At 71.2% G+C, this 15,801-nt stretch carries 14 protein-coding genes and 1 pseudogene; 7 read left to right on the top strand and 8 right to left on the bottom strand.

The genetic code is table 11. The annotated features are described in order from the left end of the window. Nucleotides 1–221: 221 nt before the first annotated feature. Nucleotides 222–1,604 (bottom strand): bifunctional glycosyltransferase family 2/GtrA family protein, encoded by a 1,383-nt coding sequence (locus tag MXD58_RS07475; protein WP_248841281.1) that lies wholly within the window; start codon nt 1,602–1,604, stop codon nt 222–224. Between the two features lie 284 nt (nt 1,605–1,888). Next, the gene (locus tag MXD58_RS07470) at nt 1,889–3,028 is read right to left on the bottom strand and encodes a phosphotransferase (protein ID WP_248840338.1); all 1,140 of its coding nucleotides are present in this window, start codon (nt 3,026–3,028) and stop codon (nt 1,889–1,891) included. Nucleotides 3,029–3,179: 151 nt separating this feature from the next. On the opposite strand from MXD58_RS07470, the gene MXD58_RS07465 reads away from it, so the two are divergent. After that, nucleotides 3,180–4,385 (top strand): cytochrome P450, encoded by a 1,206-nt coding sequence (locus MXD58_RS07465; RefSeq protein WP_248840339.1) that lies wholly within the window; start codon nt 3,180–3,182, stop codon nt 4,383–4,385. A gap of 86 nt (nt 4,386–4,471) precedes the next feature. Here the strand turns inward: MXD58_RS07465 and MXD58_RS07460 are convergent, their stop codons facing one another. Together MXD58_RS07460 and MXD58_RS07455 are read right to left on the bottom strand one after the other, a co-directional pair. Next, nucleotides 4,472–5,581, bottom strand: coding sequence for an ABC transporter substrate-binding protein (locus MXD58_RS07460; RefSeq protein WP_308301925.1), 1,110 nt, complete (start codon nt 5,579–5,581; stop codon nt 4,472–4,474). A gap of 219 nt (nt 5,582–5,800) precedes the next feature. Next, nucleotides 5,801–7,168 carry a M20/M25/M40 family metallo-hydrolase gene (locus tag MXD58_RS07455; protein ID WP_248840341.1) on the bottom strand — a complete coding sequence of 456 codons (1,368 nt, stop codon included), beginning with the start codon at nt 7,166–7,168 and terminating at the stop codon, nt 5,801–5,803. Between the two features lie 163 nt (nt 7,169–7,331). Between MXD58_RS07455 and MXD58_RS07450 the strand changes: the two genes are divergently transcribed. Continuing rightward, nucleotides 7,332–7,703, top strand: a complete 372-nt coding sequence (locus MXD58_RS07450) for a hypothetical protein (protein ID WP_248840342.1) — start codon at nt 7,332–7,334, stop codon at nt 7,701–7,703. 194 nt (nt 7,704–7,897) lie between these two features. Here MXD58_RS07450 and MXD58_RS07445 read toward each other — a convergent pair whose 3' ends face one another. Together MXD58_RS07445 and MXD58_RS07440 are read right to left on the bottom strand one after the other, a co-directional pair. Then, entirely contained in the window at nt 7,898–8,416 is a 519-nt protein-coding gene (locus MXD58_RS07445; RefSeq protein ID WP_248841474.1) for an SRPBCC family protein, read from the bottom strand. A gap of 17 nt (nt 8,417–8,433) precedes the next feature. Continuing rightward, nucleotides 8,434–8,805 carry an ArsR/SmtB family transcription factor gene (locus MXD58_RS07440; RefSeq protein ID WP_250609140.1) on the bottom strand — a complete coding sequence of 124 codons (372 nt, stop codon included), beginning with the start codon at nt 8,803–8,805 and terminating at the stop codon, nt 8,434–8,436. A gap of 399 nt (nt 8,806–9,204) precedes the next feature. On the opposite strand from MXD58_RS07440, the gene MXD58_RS07435 reads away from it, so the two are divergent. The 4 genes from MXD58_RS07435 to MXD58_RS07420 all read left to right on the top strand — a co-directional run bounded on the left by MXD58_RS07435 (nt 9,205) and on the right by MXD58_RS07420 (nt 13,158). Then, the gene (locus MXD58_RS07435) at nt 9,205–10,359 is read left to right on the top strand and encodes an enoyl-CoA hydratase/isomerase family protein (protein WP_248841472.1); all 1,155 of its coding nucleotides are present in this window, start codon (nt 9,205–9,207) and stop codon (nt 10,357–10,359) included. A gap of 191 nt (nt 10,360–10,550) precedes the next feature. Next, nucleotides 10,551–11,705 carry an acyl-CoA dehydrogenase family protein gene (locus MXD58_RS07430; RefSeq protein ID WP_248839512.1) on the top strand — a complete coding sequence of 385 codons (1,155 nt, stop codon included), beginning with the start codon at nt 10,551–10,553 and terminating at the stop codon, nt 11,703–11,705. 194 nt (nt 11,706–11,899) lie between these two features. Further along, nucleotides 11,900–12,112 carry a hypothetical protein gene (locus tag MXD58_RS07425; RefSeq protein ID WP_248839513.1) on the top strand — a complete coding sequence of 71 codons (213 nt, stop codon included), beginning with the start codon at nt 11,900–11,902 and terminating at the stop codon, nt 12,110–12,112. After that, a complete protein-coding gene (locus MXD58_RS07420; RefSeq protein ID WP_248839514.1) occupies nt 12,109–13,158 on the top strand; it encodes a phosphotransferase family protein in 1,050 nt (349 codons plus the stop codon). Before MXD58_RS07425 ends, MXD58_RS07420 begins: the two co-directional genes overlap by 4 nt. A gap of 107 nt (nt 13,159–13,265) precedes the next feature. Here MXD58_RS07420 and MXD58_RS07415 read toward each other — a convergent pair whose 3' ends face one another. After that, a complete protein-coding gene (locus MXD58_RS07415; protein ID WP_248839515.1) occupies nt 13,266–14,099 on the bottom strand; it encodes an alkaline phosphatase family protein in 834 nt (277 codons plus the stop codon). A gap of 369 nt (nt 14,100–14,468) precedes the next feature. Here MXD58_RS07415 and MXD58_RS07410 point away from each other — a divergent pair, with 369 nt between their 5' ends. Then, the gene (locus MXD58_RS07410; RefSeq protein ID WP_248839516.1) at nt 14,469–15,656 is read left to right on the top strand and encodes a hypothetical protein; all 1,188 of its coding nucleotides are present in this window, start codon (nt 14,469–14,471) and stop codon (nt 15,654–15,656) included. On the opposite strand, the pseudogene MXD58_RS07405 reads toward MXD58_RS07410, so the two are convergent. Then, nucleotides 15,568–15,801: pseudogene (locus tag MXD58_RS07405) on the bottom strand (hypothetical protein); the annotation flags it as partial. The gene MXD58_RS07410 and the pseudogene MXD58_RS07405 overlap by 89 nt on opposite strands.

Genomic DNA, 15,801 nt, shown 5'->3' with positions numbered 1-15,801 from the left:
GCAGCAAGGTTGCGGACATCATCACCGGGCCAGGGGTGAGAAGATCAACGGGACGAGGTGATCCTTTCACTCGCCACTGACAATTTTCGGCCACCCGAGGTCCGCTGTGGGGTGGTCCAACCATCAACTATCGTGATCATGGTGTTCCGCGGCGCACTCCGGCCAGAACAGGGACCGGCCCGCCCCGGGAACGCGTGGGCGGGCCGGCCTGATCGGCTGGGTCAGGATGTCTCGCCGACGGTGCGGGTGGAGCGGAAGACCCAGGCGCGTAGCAGCAGGAAGCGGATGACGGTGGACAGCAGGTTCGCCAGCACCAGGACCGTCACCTCCAGGCCGCGGCTGGGGTGGGCGCTGCCCGCGTGCAGTGCGGACAGCGAACCGCTGGTCAGCGCGAGGCCGATCGCGAAGACCACGAGGCCCTGCAGGTGATGCCGGCCGGCCTGCTCGGGGCCGGTGAGGCCGAACGTCAACCGGCGGTTCGCCGCCGTGTTCGCCACCGCGGTGATCAGCAGTGCCAGCAGGTTCGCCACCTGCGCGCCGGTGAACGACCGCAGCAGCACGAACAGCACCAGGTACGCCAGCGTGCTCGCAACGCCGATGGCGCCGAAGCGCAGGAGCTGCCTCGGCAGCCCGCGGGGCACTCCCGGCACCTGCACGCCGCCTTCCGATCTCGCTGAACCCGTCGACCAACTTTGCCCGTCGCCGGCGAGTGCGGAGCCGGCCGCCGCGGTCAGCGGTCCCCGGCCGAACTCGCGGCGCAGGTCGGCGACCGGCAGCGCGCCCGAACCCAGCGCCCGCAGCAGCCGGGCGACGCCTTTGAGGTCCGCGACCGCCGTCGCGACCACGTCGACGCGGCTGTCCGGGTCGTCGACCCAGTCGACCGGCACCTCGTGGATGCGCATCCCGGCCCGTTCCGCGAGGACGAGCAGCTCCGTGTCGAAGAACCAGCCGGTGTCCTCGACCAGCGGGAGCAGCGCCGCCGCCGCCTCCGCGCGGATCGCCTTGAACCCGCACTGCGCGTCGGAGAACCGGGCGGACAGCGTCCCCCGAAGGATCATGTTGTAGCAGCGGGAGATGACCTCCCGGCGCGGCCCACGCACCACCCGGGAGGCCCGCGCGAGCCGGGTACCGATCGCCAGGTCCGAATGCCCGGTGATCAGCGGCGCTACCAGCGGCAGCAGTGCGGCGAGATCGGTCGACAGGTCGACGTCCATGTACGCCAGCACCGGCGCCGACGACATGCTCCACGCGGCCCGCAGCGCCCGGCCGCGGCCCTTCGCGTCCAGGTGCACCACCCGCACGCCCGCCAGTTCCTCCTCCAGCGCCAAGGCGATGCCAAGGGTGTCGTCGGTGCTGGCGTTGTCCGCGACCGTGATCTGGAACGGGTAGGGAAAGGTGTCCCGCAGGTGCGCGTGCAGCCGCCGTACACACGGGCCGAGGTCGTTCTCCTCGTTGTGGACCGGGACGACGACATCCAGGACGGGGCTGGGATGGCCGCCGTCCGCCAGCGTCGCTGTGCCTGTGCTGACCAGCGCCCGCTGCCCGGCAACGCGCTGCGCGGGGGCGGGAGCCGGCGCGGGGGTACCGGTCGCCTGGGATGGCATCCACGTCGTCATGCCACTCACTCTCGGTTCGCGACCTGTGCCACCCGTGTGCCGATCCTGTGGGCCGCCTGTGAGGTGCGGGGTGTCATCACCCGCAGGTGGGCCCTCGGCGGACGGGTCGTTCTCGGCGGGATCATCGTCCGGATCGGGCACGTCACACCGTCCTTTCTCGCCGTTGCGCGGTTGCCTGCCGGGTCTGCCTTCGCGTCGGGGACGCGCCGATGGCCGTGGGCGCGCGCCCGCGGGGGGCGCGGGGGGGGCAACCGCCCGGCGGGCGACCGGCGCTAGGACGCCGCGAGGAGGCCGAGCGTGTCCAGGTCGCGGATCGCGGCGCAGGCGCCGTGCGCCATCGACACGAACATCCGGTCCGCGGTGTCGGTGCGCTGCGCGGTCGCGAACATGCACCCGAGCACCGTGATCAGCGGGCCCTGCAGCATGCCCCGGCGGTAGTCGAGGAAGCAGTCCTCGGTGGAGTAGTCGCTGACCCCGAGTTCGACCAGCCGCTCGTGGTAGGCCGCGACGAGGCTGGCCTCCTGCTCCCGGCGCAGCGTCGGGGGCAGCGCCGTCGACAGGAAGTAGGCCAGGTCCCGCCCCGGCAGGCCGATGCTGAGGGTCTGCCAGTCGACGGCCAGCACGCCCGGACCGTCTGGCGGGAACAGCAGGTTGTCCAACCGGTAGTCACCGTGCAGCAGCGAGAACGGCGCGCGGGTCGAGCGCCGCCAGCGGCTGGTCAGCGCCGCCGACGCGTGCAGCGTCGCGGTGTCCTCGTCGGTCAGCAGGGAGCCGAGCCGCTCGACGAAGCCGACCGTGGCGTTGACGAGCAACCCGCCGAGAAAATCCGCCTCCTCGTCCCCGCCAGGCGAGAGCCAGGACGATTCGGCGTCGAGAGCCGTGCTGTTCCAGAACGGCGCGTGCAGACCGGCGAGGTTGCGCACCGCGTCGGCGGCCTGCCGGGCGTCGCAGCCGGCCTCCTGGCTGCCCGGCTCGGCGGGGGCCGCGTCCTCGAGCACCAGGGTGAAGCTGCGGTGGTCCGCCGAGATCGCGGCCTGCCAGCAGCGCGGGGTGCGGATGTGGGCGGTGGCGGCGAGGCGGGCGTAGAAGCCGACCTCGGCGCGGTAGCCGGGGCTGACGACCTTGCGCTCGGCGGGCTCGCCCGCGGCCATCTTCACCACGACGGTGGCGGGGGCGTCGCGGCGCGCGGCGGCCGCCGGGTCGGCGTATTCCAGGTGGACCCGGAAGTTGGCGCCGACCTGGCCGGTGCCGATGCGCTCGTAGCGCAGGCCGACGACGTCGGCGTCGACACCGCCGGCGCGCAGGGCGGCGGCGAGCCAGCCGACGGTGATCTCCGCGGGATCGTCGACGATCTGCGCCGCCGTGCCGATCCAGGCCTCGCCGCCGCCGGCCTCAATGATCTCTGTACTCACTCGACTCCCACCTCGGACCTGGCCGCCGGACGCCGGACGCCGGACGCCGGGAAGGATTCCTTCCGGCGCCGGGGGCGGCCACCATACTTGTCAGTCGATGTCAGAACTGTAAAGATGCCGGCATCGCCGCCGGGCCGTTCGGAGGACCCCCTTGTCGCTCGAAACGATCGATGTCTACGACCCCGCCATCTACGAGACGGGCATCCCGCATCAGCGTTTCCAGGCCCTGCGGACGCAGGCACCGGTGTTTCACCACGCCGACTTCGAGCGACCCGAGGGCTTCTGGGCGGTCACCCGCCACGCGGACGTCACCCGCGTCTCCCGCACCCCGGAGGTGTTCTCCTCCCACCGTTGTACCGCGATCCTCAGCGAGATGGCCGAGGAGCAGCGGGTCCAGCAGCGGCTGATGATGCTGAACATGGACCCGCCGGAACACAGCCGGCTGCGCGCCCTGGTCAGCCGCGGCTTCACCCCGCGCATGATCCGCCGGATGCGCGAGCACCTGCGGACCGCCTGCGAGACCATCGTCGACAAGGCGGTGGCCACCGGGTCCGGTGACTTCGTCACGCTGTGCTCGGCCGACCTGCCGCTGCTCGTCATCGCCGAACTGATGGGCGTGCCCGCCGAGGACCGCTACAAGCTGTTCGACTGGTCCAACGCGATGGCCACCGCCACCAGCGGGCGGGCCGCGGACAACGAGGCTGAGACCGCCGTGTTCGAGGCGTACCAGTACGCCAACGACCTCGCCGTCGCCAAGCGCGCCCACCCGGGGGATGACATCGTCAGCCGGTTGATCGCCGAGGACGAGGACGGGCAGTCGCTGTCCGAGCTCGAATTCGACCTGTTCTTCATCTTGTTGATCTTCGCCGGCAACGAGACCACCCGCAACGCCATCTCCGGCGGCATGCTGGCCATGATCGAGAACCCGGACCAGTGGGAGCGGCTGCGCGCCGACCCCGACCTCGCCCCGACGGCCGCCGACGAGATCGTCCGCTGGGTCAGCCCGGTCAACGGCTTTCGCCGCACCGCCACCCGCGACGTGGAGCTCGGCGGCCAGCTCATCAGGGAGAACGACAAGGTCGTCATCTTCTACGCGTCGGCGAACTACGACGAGACGGTGTTCGTCGATCCGTACACGTTCGACATCGGCCGCACCCCCAACCCGCACGTCGGCTTCGGCGGCGGCGGGCCGCACTTCTGCCTCGGCGCGCACCTGGCCGGCCTGGAGATCGAGCTGATGTTCCGCACGCTCGCGGCGAAGGTCGCCCGGGTCGAGCTGACCGCGCCGCCGAGCCGGCTGCGGTCCAACTTCGTCAACGGCGTCACCGCGATGCCGGTGCGGATCATTCCCGCCTGAGAGCGGACCACCAACGACTGTGGGCTGACCCCTTCGGGGGCCAGCCCACAGTCGTCCTAGCTGGTTCTTCCCAGCCGACCTTCGTGCTAGCCGGCCTTCGTGACGACCCCGCAGACCAGCGGGGGCGCGCTCCACTTGCCGTCCTTCAGGTGCGCGATCGTCGCACACGGCACGGACGTGACGTGGTTCAGCGGCCAGCGGGACTCGGCCACCAGGCCGGGCCGGTAGTACGTGTAGCCGCCGCCGTTGAGCGTCTTCAGGAACGAGCTGACGGTCAGGTTCGGACCGGTCTTCGTCAGGGCGTCCACGGTGAACTCGGCCGAGAGGTACCCGGCGACAGCAGTGAGGCTCAGCGGCGCGCCCGGGGCGTATTTCTGGAAGTCCTTGGCCATAGTGGCGACCGCCGGAACGTTCGTGGCGAAGCCCGGCGCCCACTGCAGCAGCGCGTAGGTGTCGTCGAGCTCCTTCACGCCACTCAGGCGCGGGTCGTAGATCGGGGTCATGATGACGCCCTTGTACCCGGCGGCCTTCAGCGCGCTCGCGACCTTCGTCGAGTCACCCACCGCCGCGACCATGAAGATCACAGACGGCGCCCTGCCGCCATCGGACTTCAGGATCGCGTTGATGACGGGTGTCGCGTCGGTCAGGCCGGACACCGGGATCGGCGACTTGTTGTAGACGACCTTGAAGCCGGCCGACTGGAAGCCCTGGGAGACAGTGGTGAGGCCCTGCTTGGCCGCCTCGTTGTCCACGCCGACCACACCGACGGTCTTCGCCGCGCCGGCGGGCAGCAGCGGCGCCACGCCGACCGAGCCGCCGGTGTCGACGGTGCGCTGCTGGCCGGGCTTGGGCGCCTGGCAGCCGTTGATGCTGAAACCGAGCGCGTTGCCGCAGAAGCCGGTGTTGTTGCCCCAGCCGAAGAACGGCAGGCCCGCGTTGCAGAACGCGTCGTTGTAGTTGCCGTTCATGACCGTGACCGGCGACGCCACGAAGACCTGGTCCTTCTCGACGATCGCCCGGGCCTGATCGGCCGTGCGGCCCGGCTCGGTGCCGTCGTCCCGCGAGCCGATGTAGTCAATCTTGCGCCCGTTCACGCCGCCCTCGTCGTTGGCGCGCGCGAACCGGACCTTCGCGCCCACGTCGGCGTCGCCGAACGCCACGCCCGTCGGGCTCGTCTTGGAGACCAGTCCGCCGATCTTGATCGACGTGGGGCGTGGTCGCCGTCAGCGACGTGCGGTGACGCCGACCTTCACCACGGGTGCTCGCCCTGGCGGCGCGACCACAGGCCAAGGGTCACACCGGGACAGCCACCCGGCCCCGATGAAGGCTGGCGCCGCAATTTTCTACTACCAGCCGTAGTGTAAATGTCAGCGCCGCTACGCGCACTCCACGCCACCGCAGCCGCGGGCGGGGCCTCAGCAGGACTGCAGGAACCGGTCCAGCACCCGCACGCCGAAGCGGAGCGACTCGACCGGCACGCGCTCGTCCACCCCGTGGAACATGCCGGCGAAGTCGAGGTCCGCGGGCAGCAGCAACGGCGAGAAACCGAAGCAGCGGATCCCCAGCCGCGAGAACGACTTCGCGTCGGTCCCCCCGGAGAGCATGTACGGCACCGGGTGGGCGATCGGATCCTCGGCCCGCAGCGCGGCGGCCATCGCCGCGACGAGGTCGCCATCGAAGCTCGTCTCCACGGCGGCGTCGTTGACGATCCACTCCCGGTGGATGTCCGGCCCGAGGATCTCGTCGAGCTGACGGTTGAACTCCTCCTCTTGGCCCGGCAGGTAGCGGCCATCGACCAGCGCGCTGGCCTGCCCCGGGATGACGTTCACCTTCTCGCCGGCACGCAGCGCCGTCGGATTGACGGTGTTGCGCAGCGTCGCGCCGATCATCCGGGCGATCGGGCCGAGCTTGGACACCGTGCTCTGCAGGTCATCGAGGTCGAACTCGACGCCGAGCGCCTCGCCCAGCTCACCCAGGAACACCCGCACCGTCGGCGTGAGAACCAGCGGGAACTCGTGGCGGCCCAGCCGCGCCACCGCCTCGCACAACGCCGTCACCGCGTTGTCGTCGCTGATCATCGACCCGTGCCCGGCCCGGCCCGTCGCCGTCAGCCGCATCCAGGCCAGCCCCTTCTCGGCCGTCTCGATCAGGTAGAGCCGCAGATCATCGGACACCGTGTAGGAAAAGCCGCCGACCTCCCCGATCGCCTCGGTGCAGTCAGCGAAGTGGTCACGGTGGTTCTCGACCAGCCACCGGGCACCGAGCACCCCGCCGGCCTCCTCGTCGGCGAGGAACGCGACGACAAGATCACGCGGTGGCCGCCGGCCCGAACGGACGATGTCCCGCACGACCGCCAAGGTCATCGCGACCATGTCCTTCATGTCCACGGCGCCCCGACCCCACAGGCAGCCGTCCACCTCCTCCCCGGAGAACGGCCCGACCCGCCACTGGCTGGCGTCCGCGGGCACGACATCGAGGTGGGAGTGAATCAGCAGAGGCGGGCGCGACGGGTCCCGGCCCTCGATCCTGGCGATGACGCTGGTCCGCCCCGGCGCCGACTCCAGCAGCGTCGGCTCGATGCCGACCTCGGCGAGCTTCCCGGCGACGTACTCGGCGGCCGGACGCTCATGGCCGTCTCCGTCGCCACGGTTCACCGACTCGAAGCGCAGCAGGTCCCGACACAGCTCGACCACCTCACGCTCGGCCACCGGGCTGGTGACCGGCAGACGCAGAGGTCCGGACGGGCTCGGGTGGGCAGAGGCCGCGGGCGGGACGCTGGGCATGGGACCAGTCTGCCCTGCCGAAGATGCGAAGAGCGCCCACGGGCCCTAGCGTGAAACAGTGCCGTAGCGGAACTGCAGCACTCCGTCGCGTTACGCCTGGTCGGAGCGGGTCGACGGCCCGAGGGCGGGTCTCGGCGGGACTGCCTGCCGGAGGGGGCCCACCATGACGATCGCCTACCCGTGCCCACGCGCCGATCTCGGCTGCGCCGCCGCCTTCGCCACCGGTGGCGACCTCGACTGGCACCTGCACCTCACCCACGGCTACCGCGGCACCTACCGGATCTGGACGAGCCTGCGCCCGCCGCGCCCCCTGGGCCCGACGCCGCCCCGCCACGTCCCCGACGGCCTCGTCGAGGGCCCCGGCACCCTCACCATCGCCGAACGCCGCGCCGCCCAGGATGGCCACGACGACCCGGCCCCGGCCCCGGTGACCGTCGCCGACGCGGACCCGCTCACCGGTCTGCGCCCCTCGGCGACGACGGGCGCCGCCACCAGCCACCGCCGCAGCCGCCGCCACGTCCGCATCTCCCGCTGAGAAGCCCCGCCGAGAGTTCCGCGGCGCACCAAGATCCGAGTGTTCCGCGGCGCACCAAGATCCGAGTGTTCCGCGGCGCACCAAGATCCGAGTGTTCCGCGGCGCACCTGGCCGGGGCTGGCGCCCCGGCGGGTGCCACCCGGCTTCGAGGAGCTCGGCACTCCTCGCCGACGACGGTCCCCGTCGCGGCACCGCTACGCGGAGTCGGGAACGGGCGCTCCGCAGGGTAGGCCGGCGGCGAGGTGCGCCTCGTAGGACGGTCGCCAACGTGCGACGGCGGCGGGACCGTGTGGTCCGTCGCCGGGTCGGCCGGCGAGGACCAGGTCGAGTTCAGCGAGGCAGACCGCCCAGCCGGCGGCATTGCGCGCGGCGGCATCGAGATCCGCGAGCACATTGGCCAAGACGAGTCGTGTGCCCGTGACCCCTACGGGTTCGAGCGTGAGGTGCAGTTCGTCGCCGCCCCAGGTGAACCCCAGGTACCGCGGCGGGTCGTAGGCCAGGACCTGGCCGGTCGAGTCGGTCAGGTTCGGATCGCCGGAGAAGGAGACGGTGCCCCCCGAAGCCGGCTCGATCGTCATCGCACCGGGGAACCAGCGGGCCAGCTCGCCCGGTTCGCTGACCGCTCGCCACACCCGTTCGATCGGATGCGGGTAGTGGCGCTCGAACCGCACGGCCGGCCGGCCGTCGAACTCGATGTGGCTGCCCAGGTCCATCCAGGTCTCCCTCGCGCTCAGCCGGCCGATCCGGGTCCGTCCGGGTCGGCCACGGTGTCCGGATGCTCGCCCGTGTCCGGATGCTCGCCCGTGTCCAGGTACTCGCCCGTGTCCAGGTACTCGCCGAGCCGGTCCAGGGCCGGGTTCCACAGCCGCCGGTACGGCGCGAGCCACCGGTCAAGCTCGGCGAGCGGCGCGGGGTCGACCGTGTAGAGCCGCCGCTGCGCCGAGACCTCGACCCGCACCAGCCCGGCCGCCCGCAGCACCCGCAGATGCTTCGAGGTCGCCGGCTGGCTCAGACCGAGGGCATCGACGATCTCGTGCACGGCGTGCGGCCGCGCCCGCAGCAGCTCCAGCATCTGACGCCGCCGCGGATCGGCCAACGCCACCCACTGTCCGTCCCGCACACTCCCAGTATGCCATCAGACGCATATAACCAGCAAGGCATGGCGGGCCTCTGGTCGGGGTCGGACCTCGCCGCACCGGGCACATCTCGCACCAGGGCGCTCGCCGGTGACGCATTTTTTGACCTTGCTGACGCGCTATCACGAAATGGTCAGGTCATTTCATCGGCGACTCAACCCCACCGCTGCGAGAGCACACACCCGGACACCCGGACACCCGGTCGCCTGCCACTTCCCAGAGCGCAGGGACGTGCTCTGACCATCCGCGGACCCATCACTACCGTGTGGGCGACGAAGTGGGCAGGATGGACGGATCCGCACGTGCCCCGGATCGGCGCCGCCGACCCTATCCCGCGGGCCGCGACCCGAAGGGTGGACTGGCCGATGTCTCCGTTGACCGCGTCCTCGTCCCCGAACAGCTCCCCCGCCGACCTCCCCCCGACGGCAGGGGCCACCCCTGAGGTCATCGTCCGGCGCGAAGGCACGCACGGCCGCCTGGGCCGGATCACCCTCAACCGGCCCGGGGCGATCAACGCCCTGACCGCGTCGATGGTCGACGTTCTCGACGAGACGCTGCGGGACTGGGCCGACGACCCGGGGGTCACCGCGGTGCTCCTCGACGGCGCCGGTTCGCGCGGACTGTGCTCCGGCGGTGACATGCGGGCGGTGCGCTCCGCGGTCCTCGCCGACGAGCCGGAGCGGGCGCTGGCGTTCTGGGCCGCCGAGTACCGGCTCAACGCACGCATCCGCCGCTTCCCCAAGCCCTACATCGCGATCATGGATGGCGTCGTGATGGGCGGCGGCGTCGGCATCTCCGCCCACGGTGACGTCCGCATCGTCACGGAACGCTCCGTACTCGCGATGCCCGAGGTCGGCATCGGCTTCGTCCCCGACGTCGGCGGCACCTGGCTGCTCTCCCACGCCCCCGGCGAACTCGGCACCCACCTCGGCCTCACCGGCGCCCGCTTCGGCGCCGCCGACGCCATCACCGCCGGCTTCGCCGACCACTACCTGCCCGCCGCGGAGATCCCCGCGCTGCTCGAGGTCCTGCGCGGCGCCGAGGACCCGGCCGACGCGATCGCCCGCTACGACCTCGGCGCCTTCGCGCCGCCGCCCGGGCGCCTCGCCGCCGACCGCGGCTGGATCGACGACCTCTACCGCGGCGACGACCTCGGCCGCATCGTCACCCGGTTGATCCACAGCGTGAAGCCCGCCGCCCGCGACGCCGGCACGGAGATCTCCGCGCAGTCCCCGACCGCGCTGGTCGCCACCCTGCGGGCACTGCGCGCCGCGGTGACGTTCGAGAACCTCGAGGAGGCGCTCGACCAGGAGTACCGGATGGCGAACGCCGCCCTGTCCACCCCCGACCTGGTCGAGGGCGTCCGCGCCGTCCTCGTCGACAAGGACCGCGCCCCGCGCTGGTCCCCCGCCCAGCTCGCCGACGTCAGCCAGGCCGAGGTGGACCGCTTCTTCGCCCCCGCCGACCCCGACCTCGGCCTGGGGCTGGCCGCCGCGTTCGCCGAGGTCCACGACCTCTGATCCACGCGCCGCGCGTCACCGTTCCCGGTGACGCGCGGCTTCCACCCCCCTTCTCCCTTCCCGCCATCCACGGCCGGCTCTGGCGTCGTCGGCGCGCCCGGCGACGGGCGGCGCGAACCGCTGAGCCCACGGGCGCCGTGTGTCGTACCGTGCCCGTACGCGGTGTGCTGGGTGACATGTGGAGGTGGCCCGTGCCGGTCGAACGGCTGCTTGCCACGCCCGAGGCCGAGGCGCTCGTCGAGCTCGCCCGCACCATCGCCGAGCGGGAGATCGAGCCGCGCGTCGTCGCCGACGAGGCCGACGGGCGGTTCCCCCGGGAGGTCTTCGCGACGCTGGGCGCTGCGGGGCTGCTCGCGCTGCCCTACCCGGAACGGTTCGGCGGCGGCGGGCAGCCCTACGAGGTGTACCTCCAGGTGCTGGAGGAGATCGCGTACCGGTCGGCGTCGGTCGCCGTCGGCGTCAGCGTGCACAGCCTGAGCTGCTACCCGCTGGCCCACCACGGCAGCGATGCGCAGCGCGACGCGCTCCTCCCCCGGCTGCTGTCGGGCGTACCGCTGGGCGCCTACAGCCTGTCCGAGCCGCACGCCGGCTCCGACCCGGCGGCCCTGACGACCACCGCCCGGCGCGAACCGGTCGGCACCGATGGTTATCGGCTGGCCGGGACGAAGGCGTGGGTGACCCATGGCGGTGTCGCCGACTACTACACCGTGTTCGCGCGCACCTCGGCCGACCGCAGCGGCGGCATTTCCTGTTTCCTGGTCGACGGCGACAGCGAGGGCCTGATCATCGGCGCACCGGAACGCAAGATGGGCCTTACCGCCTCCCCGACCACGCAGCTCGTCTTCGACCATGCTCTCGTGCCCACCGACCGCCTCATGGGCGGCGAGGGCGCGGGCCTGCGGATCGCCCTGTCCGCCCTGGATGCCGGCCGCCTCGGCATCGCCGCCTGCGCCGTCGGCCTCGCCCAACGCGCCCTCGACGACGCCGTCGCCTACGCCCGGGAACGCCAGACGTTCGGCCGCGCCATCATCGACCACCAGGGCCTCGGCTTCCTGCTCGCCGACATGGCCGCCGCCGTCGACTCCGCCCGCGCGACCACCCTCTCCGCCGCCCGCCTGCGCGACACCGGCCGCCCCGCCGCCCGCGCCGCCAGCATCGCCAAACTCGTCGCCACCGACGCCGCCATGCGCGTCACCGAAAACGCCGTCCAGGTCCTCGGCGGCGCCGGTTACACCAAGGATTACCCCGTCGAGCGCTACATGCGCGAAGCCAAGGTGTTCCAAATCTTCGAAGGCACCAACCAGATCCAGCGCATGGTCATCGCGCGAGATCTCGCCCGCGGCTGATCAGGGTTCCGTGTCCGCATTTCAGAGCCCCGACCTCAGGTACGAGTAGCTCGGCCCACTTTGAGAAAGTTTCCAGCCGCGTCTGGCTACAGCAGAGCACGCCCAGGATGACTGCCCGACCATCAGCACACCGGGCGGTACTGGAAGCCCAACGCGGCCGGCTCGACCTCGCCAGGACGTCCATACGGTGGGCGGTGAGCGAGTTGGAGGCCGCCGAGGTGTACCCGACTCTCATACTTGCTGCCGCCATCGCGCTGCGGGAACTGGGAATCGAGGACGCACACGTGACACAGGCCCGCCGGCGCGCCGAACGCGCCATCCAGCCACTCACGACACTGGACGACCTGGCGGACCGTATCGGCGTCTTCGTCCGCGACCTGCTCGGCCTTGGCGAGGCAGCCCGATGACCCGCGCCGGGTCCGCGGACCTGCCCGGCGGCGGGGCTCCCGCGGCCACGAGCAGCGATCCCGACGAGATCTACCGACTGGCGCTGGCCCGGACCGACCGAAGCGCCGGCTTCTACAACCACAACGTGCGGGTCGAGACCCCGCGGGGACCGGTTGTCGTCCGGATCCCGATCCCCGGCGCGGACACCATGGATCTGCGGATCTGGCCCGAGGCCGGCGTCGTTCAGGCGATCAATCCCGTGGTCGGTCGGGTGCCACGGCTGCTCCACGCCAACGCGGACCCCGCCTACCAGGTGGTCGAGTTCATCGCCGGCGACGTGCTCGACACGGTGGCACCACGGGGGAAGCGGGTGTTGGACCATGTGGTCCGCGATGTCGGCGAACTGTTCCGCCAGCTCGGTCAGGTTCCCCTCGGGCAGCTACCGACGCTGCCCACGGACTGGCCCACCGACGGTGACACGGGCGCGTTCGCTCACCGACTCAGCGCCATCACCATCGATGTGCATGCACGGTTCCGCGACGAGTTCGCGGATCTCTTCGCTTCCCTCGGCGTCCCCGCGGACCCCTTCGAGGCCGTGCTCGAACGCTGGCAGACCCTCTCCCCCAGACCGTTCCGCCTCCTGCACACCGACATCCACCGCAAGAATATGATCATCGATGTCGGGGTGACCTACTTCCTCGACTGGGAACTCGCCCTCTGGGGCGACCCCGTCTACGATCTGGCCGTCCACCTCCACAAGATGGCCTATCAGCCCGACGAGGACGACACGGCCCGCACCGTCTGGCGCGCCGCCGTCCCCGCCGACACCGCCATCGCGTGGACCGCCGACCTTGCGACGTATCTGGCCCACGAGCGGGTCAAGTCCGCGATCGTCGACACCGTCCGCTACACCAAGCTGATCACCGCGCACACCGAGTCCCCCGCTGCCGAGGCCGCGCTCCTCGACAAGCTCACCACCAGACTGACCGCCGCCCACGCCGTCTGGCAGACCGGCCACACGCCCGATCGGCAGAACATCGAACGGCGGGTACGAGCCACTCGCTGAATCAGGCTACTTACACCCGAGGCCGGTGAATTCCCGTGGCCGCCGCCGGGTGGGGCGAGGACGGCGGCCACCGGATAGTGCAGCGGTCTTCGCGTGCCTCGCGGCGCCTACTGCCAGATGTCGGTGATGGGGGTGGCGGTCGCGCTGTTCCCGGCGTACGGCAGGGCGTACATGTCCTCGATCGTCCGCAGGACGTTGTAGTGGTTGATGGTCTCGGTGAAGGTGCCGGTCTTCACCCCGGACCCCACGATGATGGTCGGGATGTTGTTGCTGTGGCCGCTGTCATCCTCGTCGAACGTGAGAACCAGGATGCTGTTGTGGGTCTTCGCCCATTGGGCGTAGGCGTCGATGTTGTTCTTCAGCCAGGTGTCGCCGGTCGCGATGGAGCAGTTGTGCATGTCGTTGCACTGGTTCGGGACCACGAACGACACCGTCGGCAGGGTGGCGTAGTTGGTCGGGAACCGGCTGAAGCGCAGGTTGTCCGCGGACGGAACGTTACTGAAATTGACCCAGGGGTTGTGCTTACGCGCGTAGTTGCCGCTCGTGCAGCCGGTGTAGCCGTCGGACGGCATGCTTTCCGAGTAGCCGGTGAACGTGCGCGCCGCGCCGATCAGTTCCTGGCCCAGGTTGGCGGTGGAGAAGGTGTGCGGGCAGGAGTCGTCGGTGATGCCCTGGGTGGAGCCGGAGAACAGGGCGAGGTAGTTCGGCTCGCTCGGGTGTGTCACTCCGGACGAGTGGTTGAAGCTCGCGCCCTGCCCGGCGAGGGAGTTGAGGTAGGGGGCCGAGGAGCTGCCGATGATCTGTGAGTAGGAGTGGTTCTCCATGACTACGACGACGACGTGGTCGCGGGCCGGGACACCGCCGGCCGCGTTTCCCGTTCCCGTGAGTAACACGAGCGCCCCCAACGTCATCGCCGCGACCAACGCCGCCGGTCGCAGCACACGCCGCGTTATCCCTCGCACAGTGATGCCTCCTCGCTGAGCAGTGGCTGGGCCGCCGGCCGCGGAGCCCGCAGAGTGGTTGTCCCGGCAACCGGCGGGCCTGATCGTCGTGGACCGGCCGGGAGTTCCCGGGCCGGGTTCCGGCGATGTCACCGAATACTCGGCATCCGCACTCCCCGCGGACATCCACCTGTAACCGGGGGCCCTTTACACCCCTGCTCCGCGCGGGGTCCGGTCGGCCCGGAGCACGCGGGCGGTTGTGATTCCGTACAGCTGGGCGACAGATGAAGTCCAGGTCACGGTGCTGTGAGATGGCTAGGTTCCTCCGCTAGGTCCGACGGGGGTCGGACAGAGAGGACCTCCCTGCAGATGCGTAGATCACTGTTCGCCGCGGCGGCCGCCGCCGCACTCGTGGCATTACCCGCGCTACCCGCCGCGGCCAGTCCGCCGGCGGATCCGGGCGCGCTCACGCTCGCCGTCTACGGTGACTCGCCGTACGGCACCACGCCGACGGACAACGCCGAGCTGCTCGCCTCGCCGGGGTTCATCGACTCGATCAACTCCGACCCGGCGGTCGACCTGGCTGTGCATGTCGGCGACATCCACTCCGGCAAGCAGTACTGCACCGCGCCGTATGACCAGTCGGTCGCGCGACTGTGGCAGCAGTTCAAGGTGCCGCTGGTCTACACCCCGGGTGACAACGAATGGACCGACTGCCACAAGGCGGGCGAGGGCGGCGGCACCTACGACCCGACCACCGGCAAGGTCAAGTATGTGATCGACCCGGCGACCGGCCAGCCGGTCGACTACGCCGGCGGCGACCCGGTCGCGAACCTCGCGCTCGTGCGGTCGCTGTTCTTCCCGAAGGCCGGGGAGACCCTCGGCAGCGGCAAGCTGCACGTCCAGTCCCAGGCCAAGGAGTACGACCGGGCGTTCCCGGCGGACGCGAAGTACATCGAGAACGTCCTGTTCGAGCGGAAGGGCACGCTGTTCGTCACGCTGAACGTCCCCGGCGGCTCGAACAACGACGCCGACGTCTGGTACGGCGCGCCGACGGCGAGCGCCGCGCAGACGCAGGAGGCCTCGGAACGCACCGCCGCGGACCTGCGTTGGCTCGACCACGCGTTCACCCAGGCCCGCCAGAACGGCGACACCTCGGTCGTCATTTCCACGCAGGCTGACATGTGGGACGTCGACGGCAAGAGCCCGGCCCATCTCACCAACTACGAGCCGCTGGTCGCAGGCATCGCGTCGCACACCACCGCGTTCGCCAAGCCCGTTCTGCTGATCAACGGTGACTCGCACGGCTACCGGTCCGACAACCCGCTCTCGCCGAGCGCTCCGTGCGTCACCGAGTCCGCTGCCGGCGAGGTGAGCTGCGCGAACGAGTCCTCCGCGCACCCCGGGTACGACGTGGCGAACTTCCACCGGATCGTCGTGCACGGCAGCACGACTCCGCTCGAATGGCTCAAGCTGACCGTGAAGCCCAGCGCGAACAACCCGGCGGGCGCCAACGCGTTCGGCCCGTTCGCCTGGCAGCGCCAGCCGCAGGCCTGATCCACCCCGGCGGGGGGGGGGGGGGGGGGGGGGGGGGGGGGGGGGGGGGGGGGGGGGGGGGGGGGGGCGGGGGGGGGGGCGGGGGGGGGGGGGGGGGGGGGGGGGGGGGGGGGGGGGGGGGGGGGGGGGGGGGGGGGGGGGGGGG

Origin of the sequence: Frankia sp. AgKG'84/4 (assembly GCF_023242965.2) — a bacterium.
GTDB lineage: Bacteria > Actinomycetota > Actinomycetes > Frankiales > Frankiaceae > Frankia.
The sequence above is the reverse complement of the archived record's forward strand: the minus strand, read 5'-3'. Positions and strand labels throughout refer to the sequence as shown.